Origin of the sequence: Pedobacter nutrimenti (genome assembly GCF_032678445.1) — a bacterium.
GTDB classification, from domain to species: domain Bacteria; phylum Bacteroidota; class Bacteroidia; order Sphingobacteriales; family Sphingobacteriaceae; genus Pedobacter; species Pedobacter nutrimenti_A.
In genome coordinates this window covers 567,935-590,078 of sequence record NZ_JAVTSQ010000002.1, presented here as the reverse complement: position 1 = coordinate 590,078, position 22,144 = coordinate 567,935, and the positions used below count along the sequence as shown (strand labels likewise).

Annotated in this window: 13 protein-coding genes; 1 reads left to right on the top strand and 12 read right to left on the bottom strand. The window is 39.7% G+C overall.

Annotation, left to right across the window (positions count from 1 at the left end):
* Positions 1–273: 273 nt before the first annotated feature.
* The 10 genes from R2S08_RS05305 to R2S08_RS05260 form a co-directional block, all read right to left on the bottom strand.
* Entirely contained in the window at positions 274–486 is a 213-nt protein-coding gene (locus R2S08_RS05305) for a hypothetical protein (RefSeq protein ID WP_316834151.1), read from the bottom strand.
* Positions 487–631: 145 nt separating this feature from the next.
* Entirely contained in the window at positions 632–2,146 is a 1,515-nt protein-coding gene (locus R2S08_RS05300; protein WP_316834150.1) for a SusD/RagB family nutrient-binding outer membrane lipoprotein, read from the bottom strand.
* Between the two features lie 18 nt (positions 2,147–2,164).
* Complete coding sequence (locus R2S08_RS05295; RefSeq protein ID WP_316834149.1) at positions 2,165–5,401, bottom strand: SusC/RagA family TonB-linked outer membrane protein; 3,237 nt, start codon at positions 5,399–5,401, stop codon at positions 2,165–2,167.
* Between the two features lie 254 nt (positions 5,402–5,655).
* A complete protein-coding gene (locus tag R2S08_RS05290) occupies positions 5,656–6,192 on the bottom strand; it encodes a lipid-binding protein (protein ID WP_316834148.1) in 537 nt (178 codons plus the stop codon).
* A gap of 30 nt (positions 6,193–6,222) precedes the next feature.
* Positions 6,223–7,743, bottom strand: a complete 1,521-nt coding sequence (locus tag R2S08_RS05285; RefSeq protein ID WP_133785124.1) for a SusD/RagB family nutrient-binding outer membrane lipoprotein — start codon at positions 7,741–7,743, stop codon at positions 6,223–6,225.
* A 12-nt stretch (positions 7,744–7,755) separates the two neighbouring features.
* Positions 7,756–10,971 (bottom strand): SusC/RagA family TonB-linked outer membrane protein, encoded by a 3,216-nt coding sequence (locus R2S08_RS05280; RefSeq protein ID WP_316834147.1) that lies wholly within the window; start codon positions 10,969–10,971, stop codon positions 7,756–7,758.
* A 264-nt stretch (positions 10,972–11,235) separates the two neighbouring features.
* Positions 11,236–11,685 carry a hypothetical protein gene (locus R2S08_RS05275; protein ID WP_316834146.1) on the bottom strand — a complete coding sequence of 150 codons (450 nt, stop codon included), beginning with the start codon at positions 11,683–11,685 and terminating at the stop codon, positions 11,236–11,238.
* A 13-nt stretch (positions 11,686–11,698) separates the two neighbouring features.
* The gene (locus tag R2S08_RS05270) at positions 11,699–13,162 is read right to left on the bottom strand and encodes a SusD/RagB family nutrient-binding outer membrane lipoprotein (RefSeq protein WP_316834145.1); all 1,464 of its coding nucleotides are present in this window, start codon (positions 13,160–13,162) and stop codon (positions 11,699–11,701) included.
* Between the two features lie 11 nt (positions 13,163–13,173).
* Entirely contained in the window at positions 13,174–16,299 is a 3,126-nt protein-coding gene (locus R2S08_RS05265) for a SusC/RagA family TonB-linked outer membrane protein (RefSeq protein ID WP_316834144.1), read from the bottom strand.
* 446 nt (positions 16,300–16,745) lie between these two features.
* A complete protein-coding gene (locus R2S08_RS05260; protein ID WP_316834143.1) occupies positions 16,746–19,223 on the bottom strand; it encodes a M14 family metallopeptidase in 2,478 nt (825 codons plus the stop codon).
* 92 nt (positions 19,224–19,315) lie between these two features.
* On the opposite strand from R2S08_RS05260, the gene R2S08_RS05255 reads away from it, so the two are divergent.
* On the top strand, positions 19,316–20,638 hold the full coding sequence (locus tag R2S08_RS05255; protein ID WP_316834142.1) for a UDP-N-acetylmuramoyl-tripeptide--D-alanyl-D-alanine ligase: 1,323 nt from the start codon (positions 19,316–19,318) through the stop codon (positions 20,636–20,638).
* A 20-nt stretch (positions 20,639–20,658) separates the two neighbouring features.
* Here R2S08_RS05255 and R2S08_RS05250 read toward each other — a convergent pair whose 3' ends face one another.
* Positions 20,659–21,378 (bottom strand): NUMOD1 domain-containing DNA-binding protein, encoded by a 720-nt coding sequence (locus R2S08_RS05250; protein WP_316834141.1) that lies wholly within the window; start codon positions 21,376–21,378, stop codon positions 20,659–20,661.
* A 27-nt stretch (positions 21,379–21,405) separates the two neighbouring features.
* Positions 21,406–21,957, bottom strand: coding sequence for a hypothetical protein (locus R2S08_RS05245; RefSeq protein WP_316834140.1), 552 nt, complete (start codon positions 21,955–21,957; stop codon positions 21,406–21,408).
* Positions 21,958–22,144: the final 187 nt, after the last annotated feature.

Genomic DNA, 22,144 nt, shown 5'->3' with positions numbered 1-22,144 from the left:
TTCGCAAACCTCAATAATCATAACTTCCTGCTAAACCACTCTTCAAATCACCCTCACTCTCCTTTTCTGCTGTCCCCTTCCTTCCGAAGCGGGATGCAAAAGTAGAAAAAAATTAACTCCCCGCAAACATATTCTCACTAATATTTCAAGTATTTCTATAACTCCCTTATTTCCAATTACAAAAACTTGAAATAAAAAGAACGACAGACTAAAGATCGGGGTTTACCCAAACCAATACCATTATAAATTCAAATAAATCAATGAAACAAATGCCTATTTATCTTTTGGCTTTGTAGCATCTGCCAAGGCTGCTGTAGCCCCAACAACCCCAACTACCGCAGTCAAAGCAATAGCCTTCCCATATCCCGTCGTTTTACTACTATAAAAAACATCGGAACGGTCTCCCATATAGAATTCCGTGTTCTTTGGGTTCCTTGCTGTCTGTATGGACTCTGAGATATAAAATTCCTGCTGAGAGGGAATCATCTTTGACTCTTTACCTTTATCAATATAAATTGTCAAACACTTAAAAACGCCTTCTCTAAAATGGTAAAGAAGTTACAAACTACTGTATCAATCAAAAAGGCCACCCTAAGAGGTAGCCTTTTTGATATAATAAACTTTAATTTAATTATGGAGCCGGAGTTACTACCGTATTCTTACCCCACCAAACAGGAGTATCAAGAGTTTGGTTACCTGGGAAATTTAAGTTAGAAGTAGCCTCGCTATTCGGATATAATAAACGCATTGGTAATTTATTTCCACCCAGCGATGACGCAAGAGATTTAATTAAGAAATTAGGATAGCCAGTTCTTCTGTAATCCGTCCAAGCCTCAAAACCTTGAAAACCACACATCGCATAGTATTTCTGTGTAATGACAGCTTTAACTTTAAGTTCCACATTTGAGCCAGCAGCGCTAAATGCCGCGCTTCCATCCTGAGCAGCAGCAAAATAGGTGTCTGCGCTAGCAACAGTTAAGCCTGTAGCAACAAAACTAGCTTCTACACCACTTTTAGCTAAAGCCGTAGCATCACCAGTTGCCCATCCTCTTGCAGCAGCCTCGGCTTGCAGAAAATAACTCTCTGCAGCAGAAATTAACTTCACTGGAGCTGTAGCAGAAGTTCCGCTTGACAAATTACCTCCGACTAAAGCACCGGGAACTGCAACAACAGTCTCAACTTTAGGCTGAGAAAAACTTCCCTGAATTATTGACCTTGCTTTTTGATCTTTTACAGCGTCATAAAATCTATCAACCCGTGGGTCGTTATTTCTATCAAATGCATTGACAGCAGTAGAGCTTGCTACAACATTCTGAGTATTCAAGGCAACCATCTCATTATAAAATGGATTTTGATTACCTCCAGTCGTTGAGTATTTAATACCTGCATCTGTAGTTAGAAAAAGGGCTCCCGAAGCATAAAGCGCTTTTACACCTGCCTCAGCTTTGGCTGGATTTATTTTTGCCAACCTCAAATAAGCCCTAAGTTTTAAAGTATTGGCAAACAAAGTCCATTTGTCCGTCTTAACATCAACACTTCCATTTCTCCCTCCGAAAATCATGTCTTGCCCAGCAGGATCAATTGAGTTTACAGCTAAAAGAGCCTTCCCCTTATCGATAAAATTGAAGATGCTGTCATAAACCAATTCTTGGGTGTCGTATTTTGGAGAACCAAAACCATTCCCCTGAAGTGCCTGAGTTAAAGGCACATCTCCAAAAGCATCAGTGGTCAACTGAAAGGTATATGCCTTCATAATATAGGCAATACCTTTGATATATTCCAAACCTGACCCTGGGTTTTTAATAATCAATTCAGCATTAATTAACCCATTGCGATATAAAGTTAACCAAGGACGGTCAAATGCTGTGTTTGTTAATTTATATTGATCTATCGTTCTGTATTGAGAAGCACTAGGGTGCTGAGTCCAATACTGAGCCCACATATTTCCATATACCTGAAACGCATTTCCAACAACTTGTCCAGCAGATGCTTGCACCGTAGGCAATAACAAACTCGGATCTGCCGAATCCGGATTGTTTGGATTTTGATTGATATCCAGGAATTTTTTACATCCTGTCATCCCTATCGCTCCTACAAAAACGAATAGGAGTAATTTTTTAGGATTAAAAATATTTTTTGTTCTCATATTGATTGAGTTTTTTGATTAAAATGAAGCTTTTAAGTTGATGCCGTAATTACGAACAGATGGCTGAGCAGTAAAGTCAAATCCTTGCAAATTTGTCGCACCAGCAGAGTTGATCTCTGGATCAGCCCACTGATTAGACTTAGGTGTCCAAATGAACAAGTTATTTCCATAAACACCAATTGCAAAAGAGCCAAAAGGTGTACGTTTTAATTGCTCCTTAGTAAAAGTATATGAAAGACTTGCTGACCGTAATTTCACAAAAGAACCATCTACCATGTCCGCGCCAGCCGGCTCACTTCCGTAATAGTCTGCTTTATTATAAGTAACAGAAGTATTTGGAACAAGTTTACCACTCGCATCTTTATAAACCGAATTCGGGAAAATTGCCCCAACCCTTTGTCCTCCTGTTTCTGCTGAAACACCAGCAAAAGCAGTAATATCTCTTGTTCTTGAGAAGAATACACCACCTTGTTTAGTATCAAAAAGTACATTCAAGCTCACATGTTTGTAACGTAAATTCGTTCCCAGTGAGGCTTGATATTTTGGGTTGTAGTTTCCGACATATTGAGCTGTCGTTGTATTCAACGGAATACCAGTTTCACTGTCTACAATAGTTCTACCCTGATCATCTTTCTGAGTGGTTACGGCGTAAAACTCACCGTAAGGTCTACCAACAGCGGCAACCGCAGTCATTCCGGAAAATCCACCAATAGAAATCTGGTCTACGCCTGGCATTAATGACAATACTTTGTTGTTATTTTTAGTATATGAACCATACATTTCCCATGTTATATCACTTGATTTAATAATGGTACCTCTTAAACTTAACTCCACACCTTTATTCTGAACCTCTCCGGCATTTACTAAACTAAAGCCATATCCTGTTGAATTCGGAATAGGAATAGTCAAGATCTGATCTTTTGAATTGCTCTTGTAATAACTAAAGTCAACAGAGATCCTGTTGTCTAAAAAACCTAGCTCTGTACCAATCTCAAAAGCGGCTGTTTTTTCTGGTTTAAGATTGATATTACCAATAGTACTACCAGCAGTAAGAGCCGATACACTACCAAAAGGGAAAACAGTACTACCGAAGCTTCCATTAACCGTAGCTTTTGAATAAGTGGTCAACAATTGATATGGATCCGTATCATTACCTACCTGAGCCCAACTAGACCTCAATTTACCATAACTTAAAATATTGTTAATAGAAGAGTTTTTCAATAATTCGGTAAAGACAAATGACCCACTTACACTTGGATAAAAGAAAGAGTTATTATTTATGGGTAAGGTAGATGACCAATCGTTTCTGGCAGTTGCTTCAAGGAATAAGAAATTCTTGTAAGACAAGTTTAAATCTGCATATAAACCAATCAACCTTCTTTTAGTAATCTGATCTGTAATTATATTTATTGGTCCATTACTGTTATTCAGATTATACCATCCAGGTACCACCAAGCCTCCTGAAGCATTCGTTCCAGTGGAGAGGCTGTTTGTTTGCCTTTGACGAATATTATTACCAATCATTAAAGAGCCCTCAAAATCATCATTAAATTTATGGCTTGCAGAAATCATTAAATCATGAACCAATTCTGTCACATTAAACTGATCTATTTGATAATTTCCATTACTAGACCTAGTATTTAACCCCTTATATTGATTATCACCACTATCATCTCCTGATGTAAAAGAAAACTTAGGTGCTAATGTCCGGCGTCTATCTGAATAAGTATCAATACCAACTCTTTCTTTAATATTTAACCAGCTGTAAGGATTGTAACCGATATTGAAGTTACCCGTAACACGACTTACATCATTTAAGTTTTTATAATTTTGTAGAATCCAATATGGATTTTGGGTATAAGTTCCATAATATCCATACGAGTTAGGGTGCTTAATTCCATTTGCATCTGTATAGCCGTAGCCATTGTACTTATTGTTTAAGTCTGATAAAGAAGGCAAATCAATATCCCTAGGGGTTTGCAAAACGTTGTTGTAAACAGAGCTACCACCTTGTCCACCAGCAACTTCATTTGCATCAATTCTAGTATAATTAAAAGAAACGCCAGCAGTAAATTTGTTACTGAACTCAGTTGTCCCGTTAAATCTTACTCCATATTTATTAAACTGGTCATAATTACCAGGAAAGACTCCGTTAGAATTCAATGAGTTCAAACCTAAGAAATAGGTTGTTTTATCTCCCCCACCTGAAAAGCTTAGGTTATTGTCCGATGCAAAACCCGTAGTAAAGAAGTCCTTCACATTATCTTTTACAGCAGAATACGGTTTCGTTTGGCGAACATGATCAATTGATTGGCCCCAAGGTTGAACAACTCCCGTAAAAGGAGCACCCCAACTACCATTTTCTTTAAAATCTGTTGTATAGACCGGCAAGCCAGTTTTAGGGTCTAGTGAATAATATCCCTGTCCATATTCATTTTGATAATCTGGCAGTTTCAAAACATTTGAGAGGGTATTCGAGGTAGTAAAAGTAATTGACATTTTATCCGATTTGGAACCGGTTTTAGTTGTAATTACCAAGGCTCCGTTAGAAGCGCGAGAACCATAAAGAGCGGCCGCAGCCGGGCCTTTCAACACCGTAACAGAGGCAATATCATCAGGCGCAAGGTCATTCCCTCTGTTACCAAAGTCAACACTCGCTAAAACGGAAGATCCACCAGTAACACTGGAGTTATCAATTGGAACACCATCCACAACAATCAAGGCCTGGTTAGAACCAGAGATAGAAGAACCTCCGCGTAATACTACCCTTGATGAACTACCAGGAGTACTTGAACTAGAAGTTACGTTAATACCCGCAACTTTACCAGCTAAAGAGCTGATTACACTTGGGCTACCACCCTGTACCAGCTCTTCATTTTTAATCGTTGGCGCAGAATAACCTAAAGTTCTTTTTTCACGTTTTATTGCATTAGCCGTTACAATGACCTCTCCAAGACTTTTAGCATCAGATTCTAAGGCAACATTGATTACGTTTCCAGATCCTACTGGTCTGGAATGTCCTATATAACCTATTGAGGAGAATTCTATTACGGCACCTGTTGCCGCGCTAATAGAGAATTTACCATCGGAACCAGTCATTGTTCCGGTTTTGGTACCTTTAACTTTTACACTTACACCAGGTAATGGCAAGCCATCTTCTTTCCCTGTAACTGTACCAGTAATCGTCCGTTGTTGTGCCATTGCAGAAACCGCAAAAAGCATAAACACGAACAAACTTTGTAGAAGTTTTTTCATGAATTTTAAATTTAGGTGAATAATAATCGCCTAATATATTCGTTTATTCCATCCCCCGCAAATATTTTTTAACATTATTTAACATTTTTTTTAAGAAGACATAACATTATTGTGCTCAGCTACCAAATATTGCAGCAAGAGCATTCAATAAAAAATACGCTTGAAATAATTAATTCAACCTCATGAAACTCAACTTATAAAAAAAGGCTGTCACCAAAAATTGGTGACAGCCTTAAATATAAATGAACAAGAAACTATCCTCTCGGAGGGATGTCCTCCAAAAATCCAGTCTTATGGTAACCAGAAACCTTATAGGTCACTCCATTAACAATCAGATCAAAACTGATCGCATCCGAAGGTGTCTTCGACGCCGGTCCGGTTGTTCCATTAGTTATAATCTTTCCATTTGCAACACTAAAGGTTTTGACCGCGGCATTGGTGTTCTCGTTAGTAATGTTTGCCCCTGAAAAAGTCTGACCTCCTAAGTCCACATTAACTTTTCCCTTAACCCCAATTGGAAGACCAGGGACAGCAGCATCAGTTGCAACATGGATATTGTTATCAGTAAGCCCGTTTGCCTGAAGCCACATTGCTGTAGAAGAATTATCCGCCGTATTAAACGTGTATATAGTGAGATAGAATCCAGTCCCATTATTGACTTTAACATACCAGTCACCTGCCATTTTTTCGACATTTGTCCCTCCTGCGGGAACCAGATCCTTCTTACAAGAAGAAACAGATAGCAGCACCGAAAGCAGGATTAACGTATTTCTTAGAATATATTTTTTCATTTTTTTAAATCTTAATCTTTTAACATCAGACTATTTACCCCACCAAACTTTAGTATAGATAGGAACCTCAGCTGGAGTATTGGTATTACGGCTTTTTTCATCATCAGGAAAAAGAAACCTTTGCGGAAAATTACCTGGTCCGGTCACACCATTAGCCGAATACACAAATTCGCCGGCATGATCTTTAGGATGGGCCGGATCGGTCTTGTCATTTCTATATTCAGGATCTGAGGAATAAAAAGGACTGGTTTTTGGATATCCTGTTCTATTCCGTTCAAAAAATGCTTCCAGGGCGTGAGCACCAAATAAAGAAGCCCATTTCTGAACAATAATTGCCTCTATATTGGTTTCAAGTGTAGAAGACGCTGGATAAGCATAACTCGCAGGGATATCAGCATCTGTTAAACCAACCTGTGCAAATGCAGCACTCAATCCTTTTTGATACAGCGCAGCACCTGAACCAACACCAAAATAACGCTCACGAGCCTCGGCCTGCATAAAATAAGACTCAGGCAAGCTAATCATCCATGCCGGATCTGTCACTTTCACAACCGGATTTACGGCATCATTATTACCACCTAAATAATCGCCCTGATCTATTGAAGGCACCGGATTTGGCGTTGCAAAGAAAGCTTCCGCTCTTGGATCCTGGTTCTTATCCAGCCAGCTGGTCAATGTTACACTCGCCTTTAAATTGTCCGGTGTATTTAACCTTCTGAAATTATACTCATAAAAAGGATTGCCTTTATCAGGAGTCGCCACAAAATTATTTACACCAGCATTTACATCCAGGAATTTGGCTCCATCCTGATATAACTTTTTAATTCCGGCTTCCGCTTCCGCAGGTTTAGCGTTAACCATTCTGAGATACATCTTCAGTTTTAACGTATTCGCAAATTTCTCCCAGTTGTTCATTTGGGTTTCAAAGGAAGCATTTCCATGATCCCCGAACACAAAATCAACTTTAGTTTGATCATCGGTATGGACCGTTCCCCTATAATCTTTGGCCAAGGCATCATCAATGCTTGCAATCAGCGACTTATAAATTGTATAACCATCGTCAAACTTTGGTTGTAATATCGTTGTCGGCTGAAAAGCTTCAGTATAGGGCACTTTATCAAAAAGGTCAACAAGCACCTGAAAAGTATAGGCCTTCATCACCGTGATCATCAGGTTGTACCGCCAGTCCTTTGCTGCCAATGCTTTCTGTCCAGCCAGATTATAATCATTTAAAGCCCCCGAATACAACTCGGCATATGGACCATTGATAAAAGTAGAAGAATTTGTTAAAGAGTAGGCATCAACCGTCCTGAACTGACTCGCCCCATTACTCTGCGTCCAGAACTGGGCCCAAATCCCACCAACAATAGACAAGTCACCATTTATACGGCCAACACTTGACATTACCGCTGTAGGGAACAATACCTCAACAGTTGCTGATTCCACCGGAGGATTATTGGGACTGTGATTGATATCCAGCTTCTTGCAACTCAGCAAAACAAGCAGCGTTGAAACCACTAATATTTTATTGTTTTTGAATATATTTTTCATAATTGTAGATCGCTAAAAAGTTACATTTAAAGTTAGCCCAAAATTCTTAGTAGAAGGACCACTCCTAAATTCTCCAAGCTCACTGGACAAATCATTACCGAGATTTGAAACCTCCGGATCGATCATCCTGTTCTCTTTTGGTAACCAGGTTAAAAGATTTCTGCCATAAACAGTAAGGGATGCCTTACTTGCTCCAATCTTTTTGGCTATTTTTTCTGATAAAGCATAGCTCAAAGTAATCTCTCTAAGCTTCAAGAATGTCTTGTCCTTGATTAACTCTTTATACACCACACCTTTTCCATCATTGGTATAGTACAAAGAGAAAAAGTTATTTTCGGTTACAGCTGTAGAATTCTCCTTGTACCCTGTCACCTGCCCTGCAGCATTTTTAACTTCAATTACAGAGTTTGGCCAAACCAATGGTCTTCTATCATTATATAAAGTATTCTGAGCATTACCGACGAAGTTTAACAAGTCAGCTGTCCCTGAATAAAATACACCTCCTTTTTTATAATCAATAGCAAAACCTAATGTGAAGTTTTTATACCTGAAATTATTATTCAATCCCATGATAAAATCTCTTTGTGAGGTCCCATAAGCTTGATCATTAGCCGCAACCAATGGTATACCGTTTGATCCGACAATCACATGACCCTGAGCATCTGTTTTAGGTACCGGTGCTTCAATCACACCAAGAGGTTGTCCAACCCGCGCGACTAACTTAGCATCATAAGCTGTTCTCAACACCACCTTATCCAAACCATCCGGCAACTCCAGCACCATATTTCTGTTCCTGGTAAAGGTATATACCACATCCCAGGAAATATCCTTTGTTTTAATTGGTGTACCACTCAAAGCAAGTTCCACACCTCTGTTACGTACTTTACCAAAGTTTACTATTCTAAAAACCACCCCGGTACCAGGAGAAACCGGGATCGGGAGAATCTGGTCATTCGTTACCCTGTTATAATAAGTCGCATCAATTCCCAGGCGGTTATCGAAGAATCTAAGTTCGCCTCCAATTTCCGTTTCTGTACTGATCTCCGGCCTTAAATTACTATTGTTCAAAGTATTTGAAACGGAGTATCCCGGCACGCCATCAATCGGAAAAGCAATATTACCAAAACCAAGATTAACATTTCCTTTTGTAAGTGTATTATATATACTGTATGGATCCGTGTCACTACCCGTTTTACCATAGGCCAACCTTAGTTTCAGTAAGCTGATCTTTGCATTCTTAAGGTCAAAAGCTTCTGACAACAATAATGAAAGGTTTGCTCCTGGATAAAAATAGCTTCTGTTGTCCGGAGGTAAAGTAGAACTCCAGTCATTTCTAGCATTCAAAGTTAAAAAGGCATAGTTTTTATATCCCAATGTAGCAGAACCATACAGACCATATAATCTCCTTTGTAAAGAGGTCTGCGTTGTTGTTGGACTATTAGCTGAATTTTCAACCTGATAGAAGCCTGGAATGGCCAAATCTTCAATTCCGGTATATAACACCCTTGAACCACGGTCATTATAGTTTAATCCGACCAGACCATTGATGTCAAAATCCGTACTGATCTTTTTATTAAAAAGAGCATTCAACTTTGAATCATACTCGAAATATTTCTCGGATCCTTCAATAACATTACCAACATTCGCCTTTCTGGTTACACCTTCATCATTACCACCCCCAGACCAGCTTCCAGGTGTAGGCGCGTTTTTCGCATTCCAGATTTTGTCAACAATATTATTGACATCAAAGCCCTGTTGAAATTGGAAACTCAGCCAATCTGTGGCTTTTACCTTCAAATCGACATTACCATAAAGCCTGTCACTTTTAAAAGTTGAACCATTTTCGAAAACAGAATAGTAAGGGTTTTGCGCAAATGGACTAAAGTACCCGTCTATGTCATAGTAAGGGTTTGTATAATCCTTAAAATTTTTAATCTGGAAATCTACAGGGATCTGCAGGATGTCTTCATAGAAAGAAGAACCAACACCAGAATTTGCCTGCCCTGTTTGAACAGCCCTGGTATTTTTTCCCACATAGTTCATAGATGCAGACAAACTCAAAGCCTTATATTTGGTAGATCCGTTTAGACCAATAGTATTTCTTTTATAGGTATCATTATCTCCAGGTAAAATACCATTGCTGTACACATTTCCATAAGAAAAACGGAAGGTGGACATATCATTACCTCCGCTCAAAGAAATGTTGTTATTAAACTCCTTTCCTGTATCAAAGGCGTCTCTAAAACTGTTTTTAGCTGCTACAAAAGGCTTCTCTTGTCTTACGCCGTTTATTTCAGACCCCCAAGGCCTCATTTGGCCATCTAACTTGGCACCCCAGCTACCATTTTCTGCGATATAAGCGAATTTACTAAATCCTTGCCCATACTGATCCTGAAGATCCGGCACAATAGAGACCTTTGTAAATGCAGCAGTACTAGAGAAATCCACCTTAAATGAACCCGCTTTACCCTTTTTAGTGGTAATTAAAATAACACCGCTGGATGCCCTAGACCCATACAAAGAACTCGCAGCCGCCCCCTTTAAAATGCTTATGCTTTCAATCTCATTTGGGTTAATGTCATTAGCTGCATTTCCAAAATCATAGTTGTCCATCAAATCTCCAATACTATTTGTTGGAGAGGTTCCACCCGGACGACTATTGTTGATTGGTACCCCATCCACAACATACAAAGGCTGGTTATTACCTGCGATAGAAGAAAACCCTCGCAAAACCACTTTGCTCGATCCACCAGGCTGACCTGAGGTAGAAGAGATATCAATACCCGCGACTTTTCCCTGCAATCCGGAAACCAGATTGGTTGGGGCAGCCCGGTTGATTTCTTCCGAACTTACCTGCGTAGAGGAATAACCCAATGTTTTTTTCTCTCTTGAAACTCCAAGAGCGGTAACAACTACTTCTCCCAGTGTTTTAGAATCCGTAGTTAAAGAGACGTTAATGATATTTCCCGAGCCGATTTCTACCGACTGGTTTGCATAACCAATAGAGGAGAACTCCAGCGCTGTGCCGCCAGCGCCAACCTTTATTGAATAAGTACCATTTGAATTTGTTGAGGTTCCTCCTTGGGCCCCTTTGATCTTTACTGAAACTCCAGGGATGGGCAAGCCATCTTCCTTTCCAGTAACTTTACCAGTGATTGTCCTGTCTTGAGCACTCGCCGAGCCAGCAATAGCCAAAAACAGAAACAAACTTAGTATTAGTTTTTTCATAAATAAATTAAATTTAGGTGAATATTAATTACTAATCTAACTAAACGCACCTTAGAAATGAAAAAAAATTTAACATTTTTTAACAATTCACAGACAGTAACCAGATTTATCGCAACGCCTTTGGCAATAATAATCTTTAGTATAATAAACAGAAAAACGTTCTTATCGTCCTAGGAGTCGGAGAATAGAGCATATCATAAGAAAATAAAAAGCCGTCTCACAATTGGCTTATGAGACGGCTTTAAGTAAAAAATGCTTTTAAATTTATGGCTCTATCAGAACATTTACTTTCTGGGCAGAAGCATTAGCATCCTGTCCGATTGTTAAAGCCTTTCCATCTGCAGTTTGTGCTTTGACCAACGTAAAAACGAAAGAAGCTGACGTTGCTGGAGGCGCAATAACATTTGCCGGGAGGATAAAAGAAACTGTTGCCTCTTTCGCTTCTTTATTAAACACCACCGTTCCATTCGGAACATTTACAGCTCCCACAGCTGAGTAAGTTGCCGTAACCGTCTGCTGTATACTGGTTCTCATCTGCAGGGTAATATTTACCGTATCACCAGGAGCAGCTGAAATGTCATCCAAACTTTCTATAGTTACGTAAGGGGGTAGGTTATTACCAAATCCAAAATTATCCCCTGGTGAATCATTCTTTTTACAAGAATAAAATAGGGTAACAGATAAAATGGATATTAAAACTATAATCTTTTTCATAATCAATTCTTAATTAAAGGTCAAACCACATTTTCTCCGTAAACACAATCCGATTTTTAGGCGCATTAGGATTCGTCGAGATTTCATTAGTAATAGGATATTCAAACCTTCTGAATAACGGTCCTGCAGGCGCTCCAATCGGAAGCTTTAATGCTGGCGTTTCGCTACCATCAGGCCCAGATCTTCTCCATTGCGTAAAAGCATCAATTCCTCTATCCATTTTATCTACCCAGTGATGCATATCAATCAGCTTTACTGCTGCTGCTGCTGTCATTGACGTTAAATCGGGCAAGCCCTTACCGAAATCACCTGCTACTGTCGCATCCACTCCATAAAACTTACAAGATTCCGTAACAGCCTTCTTATACAAAGTATTTGCACCAGCTAAATTAACCGGTACTCCAAGTCCTCGAGCCTGTACCTCGGCTTCATAGAAAAGTTCCTCCTGATAATCAAACAAAATTTCAGGCTCAGTTGCAGATTGTAATGATGGTGAAATTCTCACATTCACATTATCATCTGCTGTGGCTCCATTCTCTACCCCATAATAATTGTCTGCGGCAGCAGGTTTAGCAAAGAATTTAGGCAACCTCGGATCATTCAGAGGGCGCATAAAGTCAACAACATTTTTTGTTCCAAAGAAAAAACTAACATTTCCATTGTACTGCTCACTCAACGCATACTTAGGATTCTTCTTTCCGGAAACATCCTGATAATTAATCAAACAATTATCCGTTGGTGCACTAATCAGATTCCCAGCTGTAACAAGTGCCCCGATTGCAGCTGCTTTAGTTGGATCCTTATCTACCATGGTCATTAAAATTCTTAACTTAACAGAATTTGCCAACCTGCGCCACTTATTTAAATCACCATTATAAAATAAATCATAATCCGTTATCTTTAGAGGGCTGGCATCATCAAATTGTTTTAAAGCAGCATCAAGCAAGGTTAAACAACCCTCAAGAACATCTTTCTGCGCATCAAACTTTGGATACTGAATACTCGTGTTCCAGGCTTCAGAAAAAGGCACATCCCCAAAAACAGTAGTAATTTCATAACTAGCCATGGCCAAAACAACCTTACTTTGTGCAGCAGCATTATTATTTACAGGACTATTTGACTCCGCAAGTTTAATGGCTTCCTTTAAATTCGCTCCCACAGCCGTATAATACGTTCTCCAGGAATTTCCATTACTAAAAGAGGAGATTTTATATTGCTCTTCCGACGGCACCCCCCATCCCGTTGGATTATTTCCCCCGGTCGCAATAGATTGTCCGGCTAAAGCAAATGGAATATACAAATCCCCACTTGACCTTAAATTGATATAAGAAACCACAGCATAGGAGAAAAGCAATTTTGGATCAACCCTTTCTGCCGTATTTGGGTCCTTATTGACATCCAGATACTTTTTGCAGGAGGACAAGGAAAGGCCAGAGACCATTCCAAAAACCATTAAGTATATATATATCTTTTTCATTTTTTTATCTTCTAAATTTTTACACGTAAGTTAAACCCAATAGTTCTTGTTGAAGGAAAATTATTAAACTCAACGCCCTCACCATTACTTGTAGTCCCAAAAAGATTCGCCTCAGGATCAATATTAGGAACATGAGACTTTATCAACCATAGATTTCTGCCTTCAATACCTAACTCAAGCCCTTTAATAAATTTAACTTTTTGCTGTAAGAAGGCTGAAGGGATTTTATAGGAGAAATTCACCTCTCTAAGCTTAATAAAAGAAGCGTCAAAAATACTTGACTCTGTATTTTCAGAGGTATACTGCCCCCAGTAATCTTCCATACTTTGAACAGGAACAGTATTTGGGACATATGCTCCATTCTTCAAAATCACCCCTTTATCAATAAATATATTACCTCGATTTGCAAGCGTCTCTTCTGCAAGTCCTGAACTTCTTAAGGTCGCAACCGTATTAGAGAACATGATTCCACCCTCTCTGATGTCCACCAGGAAGCTCAGACTAAAATTCTTGTAAGAAAACGTGTTGTTAATTCCCATTGTCCAGTCAGGTGCAGTATTACCCAACCGCTGATCGTTCACCACTTTTCTTAAACCAGTATTCGCATCTATTACGATATTTCCATTTGGATCACGCTCCCATGCTCCACCATAAATACCAAAAGCTTTTCCTGTTTCTGCTTTAATCTGCAAACCACTCCAACCACTGGCTAAAGGATAAGTAGTAAGATCAGCAGGAAGTGTAACCACCTGCTTGTTTGCAGCAAAATTAACATCCAGGTTCCAGTTAAAATCTCTGGATTTTATTGGGATCAGGCCCAAGGCAATTTCAATCCCTTTGTTTCTAACCGACCCCGCATTAACTGTCTTGAACGCAAAGCCGGTAGACTGTGGCAATGATAAATTAACAATTTGGTCGCTCGTATTACTGTTATAATAGGTTACATCCAGACTAATCCTATTTTTTAGGAACTTAAGTTCTGTACCTAATTCTATCGAATTCTGGTTCTGAGGCTTTAAATTCGGATTGGGTATCGTTGAGGGAATGCTGTATCCCAACACTCCATTGAAAGGGAAAGAAGATCCAAAACCATATTGAGCAAAGGCCGTGGTCTGTCCAGCATAAGTAAAGGCTAGTGAATATGGTGGTGCATCACTACCCACATTAGCCCAACTTGCTCTCAATTTACCATAACTCAACCAGTCGTTTTGAGGAATAAGTTCACTAAATACGAAACCAGAACTTACAGAAGGATAAAAATAAGAATTATTTGCTGTTGGCAAGGTAGAACTAAAGTCGTTACGGCCTGTCACATTTAAAAACAAGTAATTTTTATACGACAAACCTACATCGCCATAAATACCCATGATTCTCCTTTTAGACAAATCATTTTGATTAATTACAGAAGCTGCATTTGAAAAATTATAAAGCTCATCTACCGTTAGATTTTGAGCATAAGCCTGATCCGATCTTGAATAACGTTCATAAACATTGTGTCCTGCAATTACCTTTAAGTCCAAATCAGGTGTCAGTTTTCTATCCGCTGTTACAATAAAATCATTATTAATTACTCTATTATAAAGATTGGCATTAATAAAACTTCCGGTCAATGCTCCGATTGTTCCATTTCGAGTTGGCAAGAACCTATTTTCATTATAAAAATCCGTTCCAATATTATCCGAAATCGTTAACCATGGCAAAGGTTTATAAGTCAGAATACCATTCCCAAAAAACCTGTCCACGACATTGGAAGACGTATTATTATTGATAATCCAATAAGGGTTGTTACCATTTCTGCTTGGTGTTATCGTAATTTGCGCCTTTGTTACAGGATCAATATAATTATTCTTGATCTGCTCTATATCAAAGTTGGTTGGCAAATAGTTTGTTCCAATCAATACATTGGGGTCATTAGAACTTTGGGTAGGCATACCCTCACCTTTAGTTCTTGTGTAGTTAATATTTGCTCTTACTTCAAATTTATCTGAAATTTTACGCCCTGCATTAAAAGAAATCGCATTCTTATTTAGCTTTTGCTTTTCAATTATACCGCTTTGGACATTGCTTGTATACCCTAAGCGATAATCGCCTTTATCATCTGCGCCCTCAAATGAGATGGAATTGATATAGGTCTTACCCGTATTAAAAAAGTTCTTCGCATTGTCCGGGTGTGCAGTCAATGCCACCTGATTGCCTAAAAAATCTGTAAATGTACGCCCCTGAACCTCACTTAATTTTGGTCCCCAGGCATTTAATGAAGCGCGGTCATATACACCTTGGGTACCCTGTGCATATTCATTCTGAATTTTTGGAAGAACAAGAATATTGTCAAACCTGGTGGTAGAATTAAAAGAAATTGTTGATTGTCCTTTCGCTCCTCGTTTTGTTGTAATTACAATTGCTCCATTTTTTGCTCTTGCACCGTACAATGCGGTAGCTGCAGCACCTTTTAGAACAACCATAGATTCAACATCATCAGAATTGATATCCGATGCACGGTTACCAAAATCAGTTCCAGCACTTCCTTGCGGAACTGCACCAGCAGACGTAGAGACCATTGGAGCCCCATTATCAACAGGTAAACCATCGACTACAAAAAGCGGCTGGCTGGCATCATTAAACGACGATCCCCCGCGGATCACGATTTTTGACGAACCACCTAACGTACCGGATTGAGAGCTAATTCTAACACCCGCAACTTTTCCAGCAAGTGAATTTACAATATTTGTCTCTCTGGCTTTTGTCAATTCATCTCCACTAACCTTTGTTACAGCATATCCAAGAGACTTGGTTTCCCGCTTAATTCCCATGGCAGTTACAACAACCTCGCCAAGTGTTTTTGCATCAGCAGTAAGTGAAACGTTCACTACGTTTCCTGTGCCAACTGTGACAGTTTGAGAAGTATAACCTATGGAAGAGAAATCAAGTATTGCATTTCCAGAAGGTACCTTGATGGCGTACTTTCCGTCCGACCCTGTTGCGGTACCTGTTGCGGTACCTCTTAGTTTAACTGAAACGCCAGGAACAGGAAGTCCATCATCCTTTCCCGTTACAGTACCTGTAATTGTTCGATCCTGGGCTATTGCTGCAACAGCAACCGCGAAAACCATGAACAAACTAAGTATAAGTTTTTTCATAAATAAATAAATTTAGGTGAATAATAATAATGTTATAAATGAAGTTATTGAAAATAAGTTCTTCAAAGATGCACTACCATAAATTTTAATTGCTTTTTAATTGCTTTTTAATGGGTTTTTAACCTCATTTTGCTTTATACAAAAAAGCTTAATTAAAATCTAGGCGGATGGTCAAAAGGCGGGATCCTTTTACTTTTGACAGAAACTTTTGATAAAAAAGGAATCAGGTCCGTCTCCCCACAAACCCCAACTATTCTTCCAGAGGAGACTCCGCAGAACTCATGCAGTCTAAAATGCATCAAATTGTGTATGAATTTTTCCATAGATAGCAGATAAGTAGGCAGATCTCGATAAATGTTCTGTTAATTTACTGAACATTTATCAAAAACAAGAAAATAATTCAATATAAATATTCCATAAACCCTAGTAAAACAATATTTTAGCAATTAATTCACTAAAAAAACAGAATTAACAAAAAGCTGTTTGCCACTTTCCCAAAACAATCTAAACAAAACATCACTTCCCAAATAGACCACACTTCCCCGGCCAATCGGCTGCACGCCCAGCAGAAGCCCGTTATCCAATTTCCGTTGCGCATTCTTTCCTGCCAACCCGGCAACATAGCCCCCAGGCTTCAACATCCCCACATTCCAGCCCTCCGTTAACGGCTCATAAATTTTGTCCTCCGTCATTAACGTATAATAATGATCCAATCCCCAACTCATTGGATGTGATTTATCCAGGCTAACCTTATATATAGCACCAGGAATCGCATCCTCAAAATCATCCTTTTCCCTATCCTTATAACTGTGCTGCTTTTTCTTGTCCACTTTCACCACCTCTTCCTTCTTTTTAATTTCATAAGGCTTTTTATCAGCAAAAGCAGCAATAGCCCCTTCCATCAAAATCAGCTTACCCCCATTATCTACCCAATCGTCTAGTTTTTCATGTAGATCTTTTGGATAATTTCCATCAGGCAATACCAACACATTGATCTTATTCAGATCCAAATCACTAAGATTTTGCACACCAATCATCGATACCGGGTACTTTAACTCCTGATCAAAAAAGGCCCACACCTCGCCGACAGCAAGCGATGCGGTTTCCGGCCCGGAAACAATTCCAACCTTGGGCATTGTCAACAGCGTATAAGCCGAAGACCCAAAATCTCTTCCCTTATCTACAAAACCACTCATTACATATCTTAATGGCAGCCCAAACTGATCCGCAATCGCCTCTACCCTGGTGCCCACCTGAGGGAAAATTTTCTCATTTTCTCTCCTGTATACCAATAAAGTTCCTGGCTTATAGCTCTGACCGTCCGAAGTAAAAGCTTCTTCAGCCACCCGCACTTTAATTCCAGACCGCTGCAAAGCCATCAACACCTGCGCATCTTCCATAGAATTCCAGGAAAAGGCCCAGGCATAAGGATCCTTCACCACTTTTCTCGTAACGGTCGCTTCAGCCAGATCTGCATAACTTCCCTTTATCGGCTCCTTTAGTGCATATGCCGTTAAACCATAAGCATAAGGCAATGCCCAGGCCGTAATATCATAGGTATTAGAATCCGTCACCACCGTAGAAGGTTCAAACAATACACTCGCCAGTACCGCCTTTGGCTGATGTAAATTCAACACCAGGTCATTTCGCTCCAGCTTAAAATTCCCGGATTTACGGGTTTCAAAATTAAACCCGCTCAACTGCTGCGTTCCCCCAAAAGAAAATTCAATTTGATTTTTAGCCAGCAATCTGGCCAGCTTTTTCAATCTTGGCAAATTATCCGCTTTCACCACATAGCTTTGGTAATTACCCGGAGGCGAAGCAACCGAGCGCTCAAAATAAGCAGCAAATTCCGTCAACAATCTTTCTTTATGCGTAGAAACCGACTCCAAAGTCGCCATACTCGTGGTAAAATGGTGCGCAATCCTGTCTTTCAGGGTCAAGGTATCTTTATCTGCAGTTACCACAGCCAAACCAGCATTAATCCCCCCCTGTTCATAAGTCATCCCAATCGCACCATTATATAAAGGATAAGTATCCCCATAAGAAGGATACAACAAATCAAAGCGCTCTTTGGTAAAATACTGCCAGCCGTTCTGATCAAAATACTTCGCATTGTTTTTTCCCGCAATGACCTGGAACTCCCTTTGCCAGGAATTGATATCCTGATGAACCGGTTCTGCTGCCGGAGCAAAATAATATGGTTCATTATAACTCTGTTCATGAAAATCTACATGCACTTCCGGCATCCAGTTCTGGTACAAAGCCAAACGCTGCTGCGTTTCTACTTGTGTTTGCCAGGCCCAATCCCGGTTCAAATCAAAATAATAATGGTTTGAACGCCCTCTTGGCCAGGGTTCCATGTGCTCCCTTGCTTCCGGATCCGCATTGGGAACACTCCCAACTACAGAATTAAAAAAATTCACATACCTGTCCCGTCCGTCCGGGTTCAAACAAGGATCTATAATGACCACCGTATTGCTCAGCCATTGCTTTACATTTGCGGCAGTACCTTCGGCCAAAGTATATAAGGTCTTCATAGAAGTTTCCGTAGAACTGGCTTCATTACCGTGCACATTATAACTCAGCCAAAGCACCACTGGCTGTTTAGCCAGTTCAAAATCCCTTTTGCCAGCCTTACTCATCAGCAGGTTATTTTTCCGGATTTCCTCCAGTCTGCCTATATTATTTTCAGAAGAAACTACAGCGACCAGCAGCTCTTTCCCTTCATTTGATTTCCCGTAAGAGATCAGCTTTATATTCTTATGTACAGAAGCCACATACTTAAAATAATCCACCACTTTTTGGTGCGGCGTAAAATGACTGCCCAGTTTATAGCCTAAATAATCATCCGGCGATTTGGTTTGCGCCTGAACTGAAACCATTGTGCCAGCCAGTAAAAGAGAGAGAAAAAGATGCTTCATAAGAATAAATATACTCCAAAATACTAAAGATAATTTTTTGTTTGTGATCCATAGTGTAATTTTACCTATACATTCAATTCTTTTTAACCCGCATGTCAAACATCGAATCTCTTTATCAGCACTATTTAACACACAGAACCATTTCTACCGATACCAGGAACATCACCAGGGGCTGCCTGTTTTTTGCCTTAAAGGGAGAACACTTTGACGCCAATACCTTCGCTGCACAAGCGCTGGAACAAGGTGCCGCCTATGCCATCATAGACAATCCGAGCTACCAGATCAATGCGCAATGTATTTTAGTAGAAGATGTCTTGACCACCTTGCAGGAACTGTCCAAACACCACCGCCAGCAATTGAATATCCCTGTGATTGGCCTAACAGGGAGCAATGGAAAAACCACCACTAAAGAACTGATCAATGCCGTACTCAGCCAGAAATACAAAACCTTTGCCACCAAAGGCAATTTAAACAACCATATAGGTGTACCACTATCCCTCCTTTCCATCCATGATGAAACAGAAATTGCCGTTATAGAAATGGGCGCCAACCACCAGAAAGAAATTGAATTCTTATGCACATTGTCCCAGCCTACCCATGGCTTGATCACCAATGTAGGCATGGCGCATCTGGATGGATTTGGTGGATTTGAAGGCGTTAAAAAAGGAAAGGCAGAACTGTATGCCTATCTGAAACAACATGATGGTTATGCCTTCATCAACCACAACAATTCTTATTTAATGGAGATGAGCGACACAGCAGGCCTAAATAAAATAGTCTACTACGGCACCACAGTCGGCACAGAAACCGACAACTCCGTTTCCGGAACCTTAATTAAAGCAGATCCTTTCATTGAGATCAGCTGGACAGGGCAAAGTGCCCCTGCACAACAGCAGAATGTAAAAGCAAACCTCACTGGCGCCTACAATTTCGAAAATATACTAGCAGCCATTTGCATAGGACAGTTCTTTGAACTTGATGCAACAGCAATCAATAATGGCCTGGCCAATTATTTCCCAAGCAACAACCGCTCACAACTCACCAAAACAGAGTCCAACATCGTTATCTGCGATTTTTACAATGCCAATCCAAGCAGTATGTCTGCTGCCCTGACCAATATAAAAGGTCTGTCTGCAGAAAACAAGGTGGCCATAATAGGTGATATGTTTGAACTCGGGCCAGAATCGCTTGAACAACATGACCAGATCGCCGCAAAAGCAGAACAAGCGGGGTTAAATACCTTAGTCTTTATCGGGAAAGATTTCTATGCTTATAAAGACAAATACAAAGGCCAGTTCTTTACGACACCCCAGGAAGCCCGAGAATTTTTACAAGCGAATCCGGTAAAAAACAGCCTTGTTTTATTAAAAGGATCAAGAGGGATGGCTCTGGAACAGTTGATGCCTTTGCTCTAACCATCAAAGATCCTTTAATCTCAACCTTGAGCTGCCATCTTTCGCTTCATTTTCATATGCCTTTGTAAAGTCGAACCCTCATAACATTTATGCCGACGCAACTCATTAACATTAATGCGGAGCGCCGCTCCTTTCCGCCAAAGAAAATTACCCGCAGCAAGCACTCTTCCATGAATTACATGCCCAATACTGCTGTCATCAATACCGGTGACCTTCCCCGCAATATAAGCACTCTTAAAAGACTGAATCCATCTTCCATCCAAGTCATATTGAGAAATCGTTGTATCCACTTTTATTCTCGGATCTACCTTGATCTTCTTTTTAATCTCTTTACTCCAAATGAAACCACCACAAGTCAAACCTTGCCCCCTCATCACTCTTCGAATCCCCTGATAATGCATTCCCACAGCTTTACCGGCCACTTTGGTATTTACATAAGTATTAACCAATTTACCCTCCAGATCATACTGAGCGACAGTATGCTGTTTGCTGGCCAAAGGAGAATTATGAAGCCAGCGCAATTTCAATAAAGGATCAAGATCAATTTCAGGTTCGGCACCACGCCGCCAAACATAACCAGCCGCGGTTATTATCCTTTTGCCTTGGGTAGCATAAGAAATAAACCTACACGAACGTTTCATTGCCTTTGCGGCAATTCCCGCATTCGGATAAGTTTCGAGTAATACCCCATTTAGATTGTATCTACTAATAACGGAGATCATCTTTTTACCTGGTTCCATCTTGCTTATCTATCTAATTCAGATTTACTAATTTACATCAATAACCAGACAACTACTTAATGGATTACCATCGTAATGCACTCTAAGGGTTTGTTCAAAGAATTTGAGATAAGAATGGATCTCCTCATAAAAAACCCTTTCTCCCATCGTTAACCGTATAGCAGATGCCCGTACAGGAATCATTTTATCATCCACAGAGGTCACATGCTCCACCCTATCATGACCAAAAACACGGTTAAAGCTATCACTTAAAAACTGAAACAGTTCTGGAATAGCTGGCCAGTTCTCCAGAAAAGATAAAATAGATCTACAGTGCTCCTCTAAATAATTCGGGTTGGCCTTACAAGCATCCTTATAATATTCCTTTAAAAAAGGATATAAATGCTGTCCCAGAATTTCGGGCTTTAACTTCCATATGTACCTGCCATTAGTCTCTTCGCAATTGAAAAGATCAGGTTTTCCAATAATTGTAGACGCAAACTTATCTTTTGATGTGCCTGCGACTGCTTGTATTGCATCAACAGACACAATATCAGCAGAGAATTCCAGAAAAATTCTTGTTGCTAAATAATCTCCCATACTGTTTTTAATTGGTTAAGGATACCAATGTATGTGTTGTAATTTAAAATATCACTATTTACACATTAATTAAATAAGAAAAGAAAAAATGAAATAAACCTTCTAGATACCCAAGAAACAAACCGAAGAGACTGGCGAACGGATTTTTTATCATCCTGATCTTCTGGAATACTACACTTGGAACAGA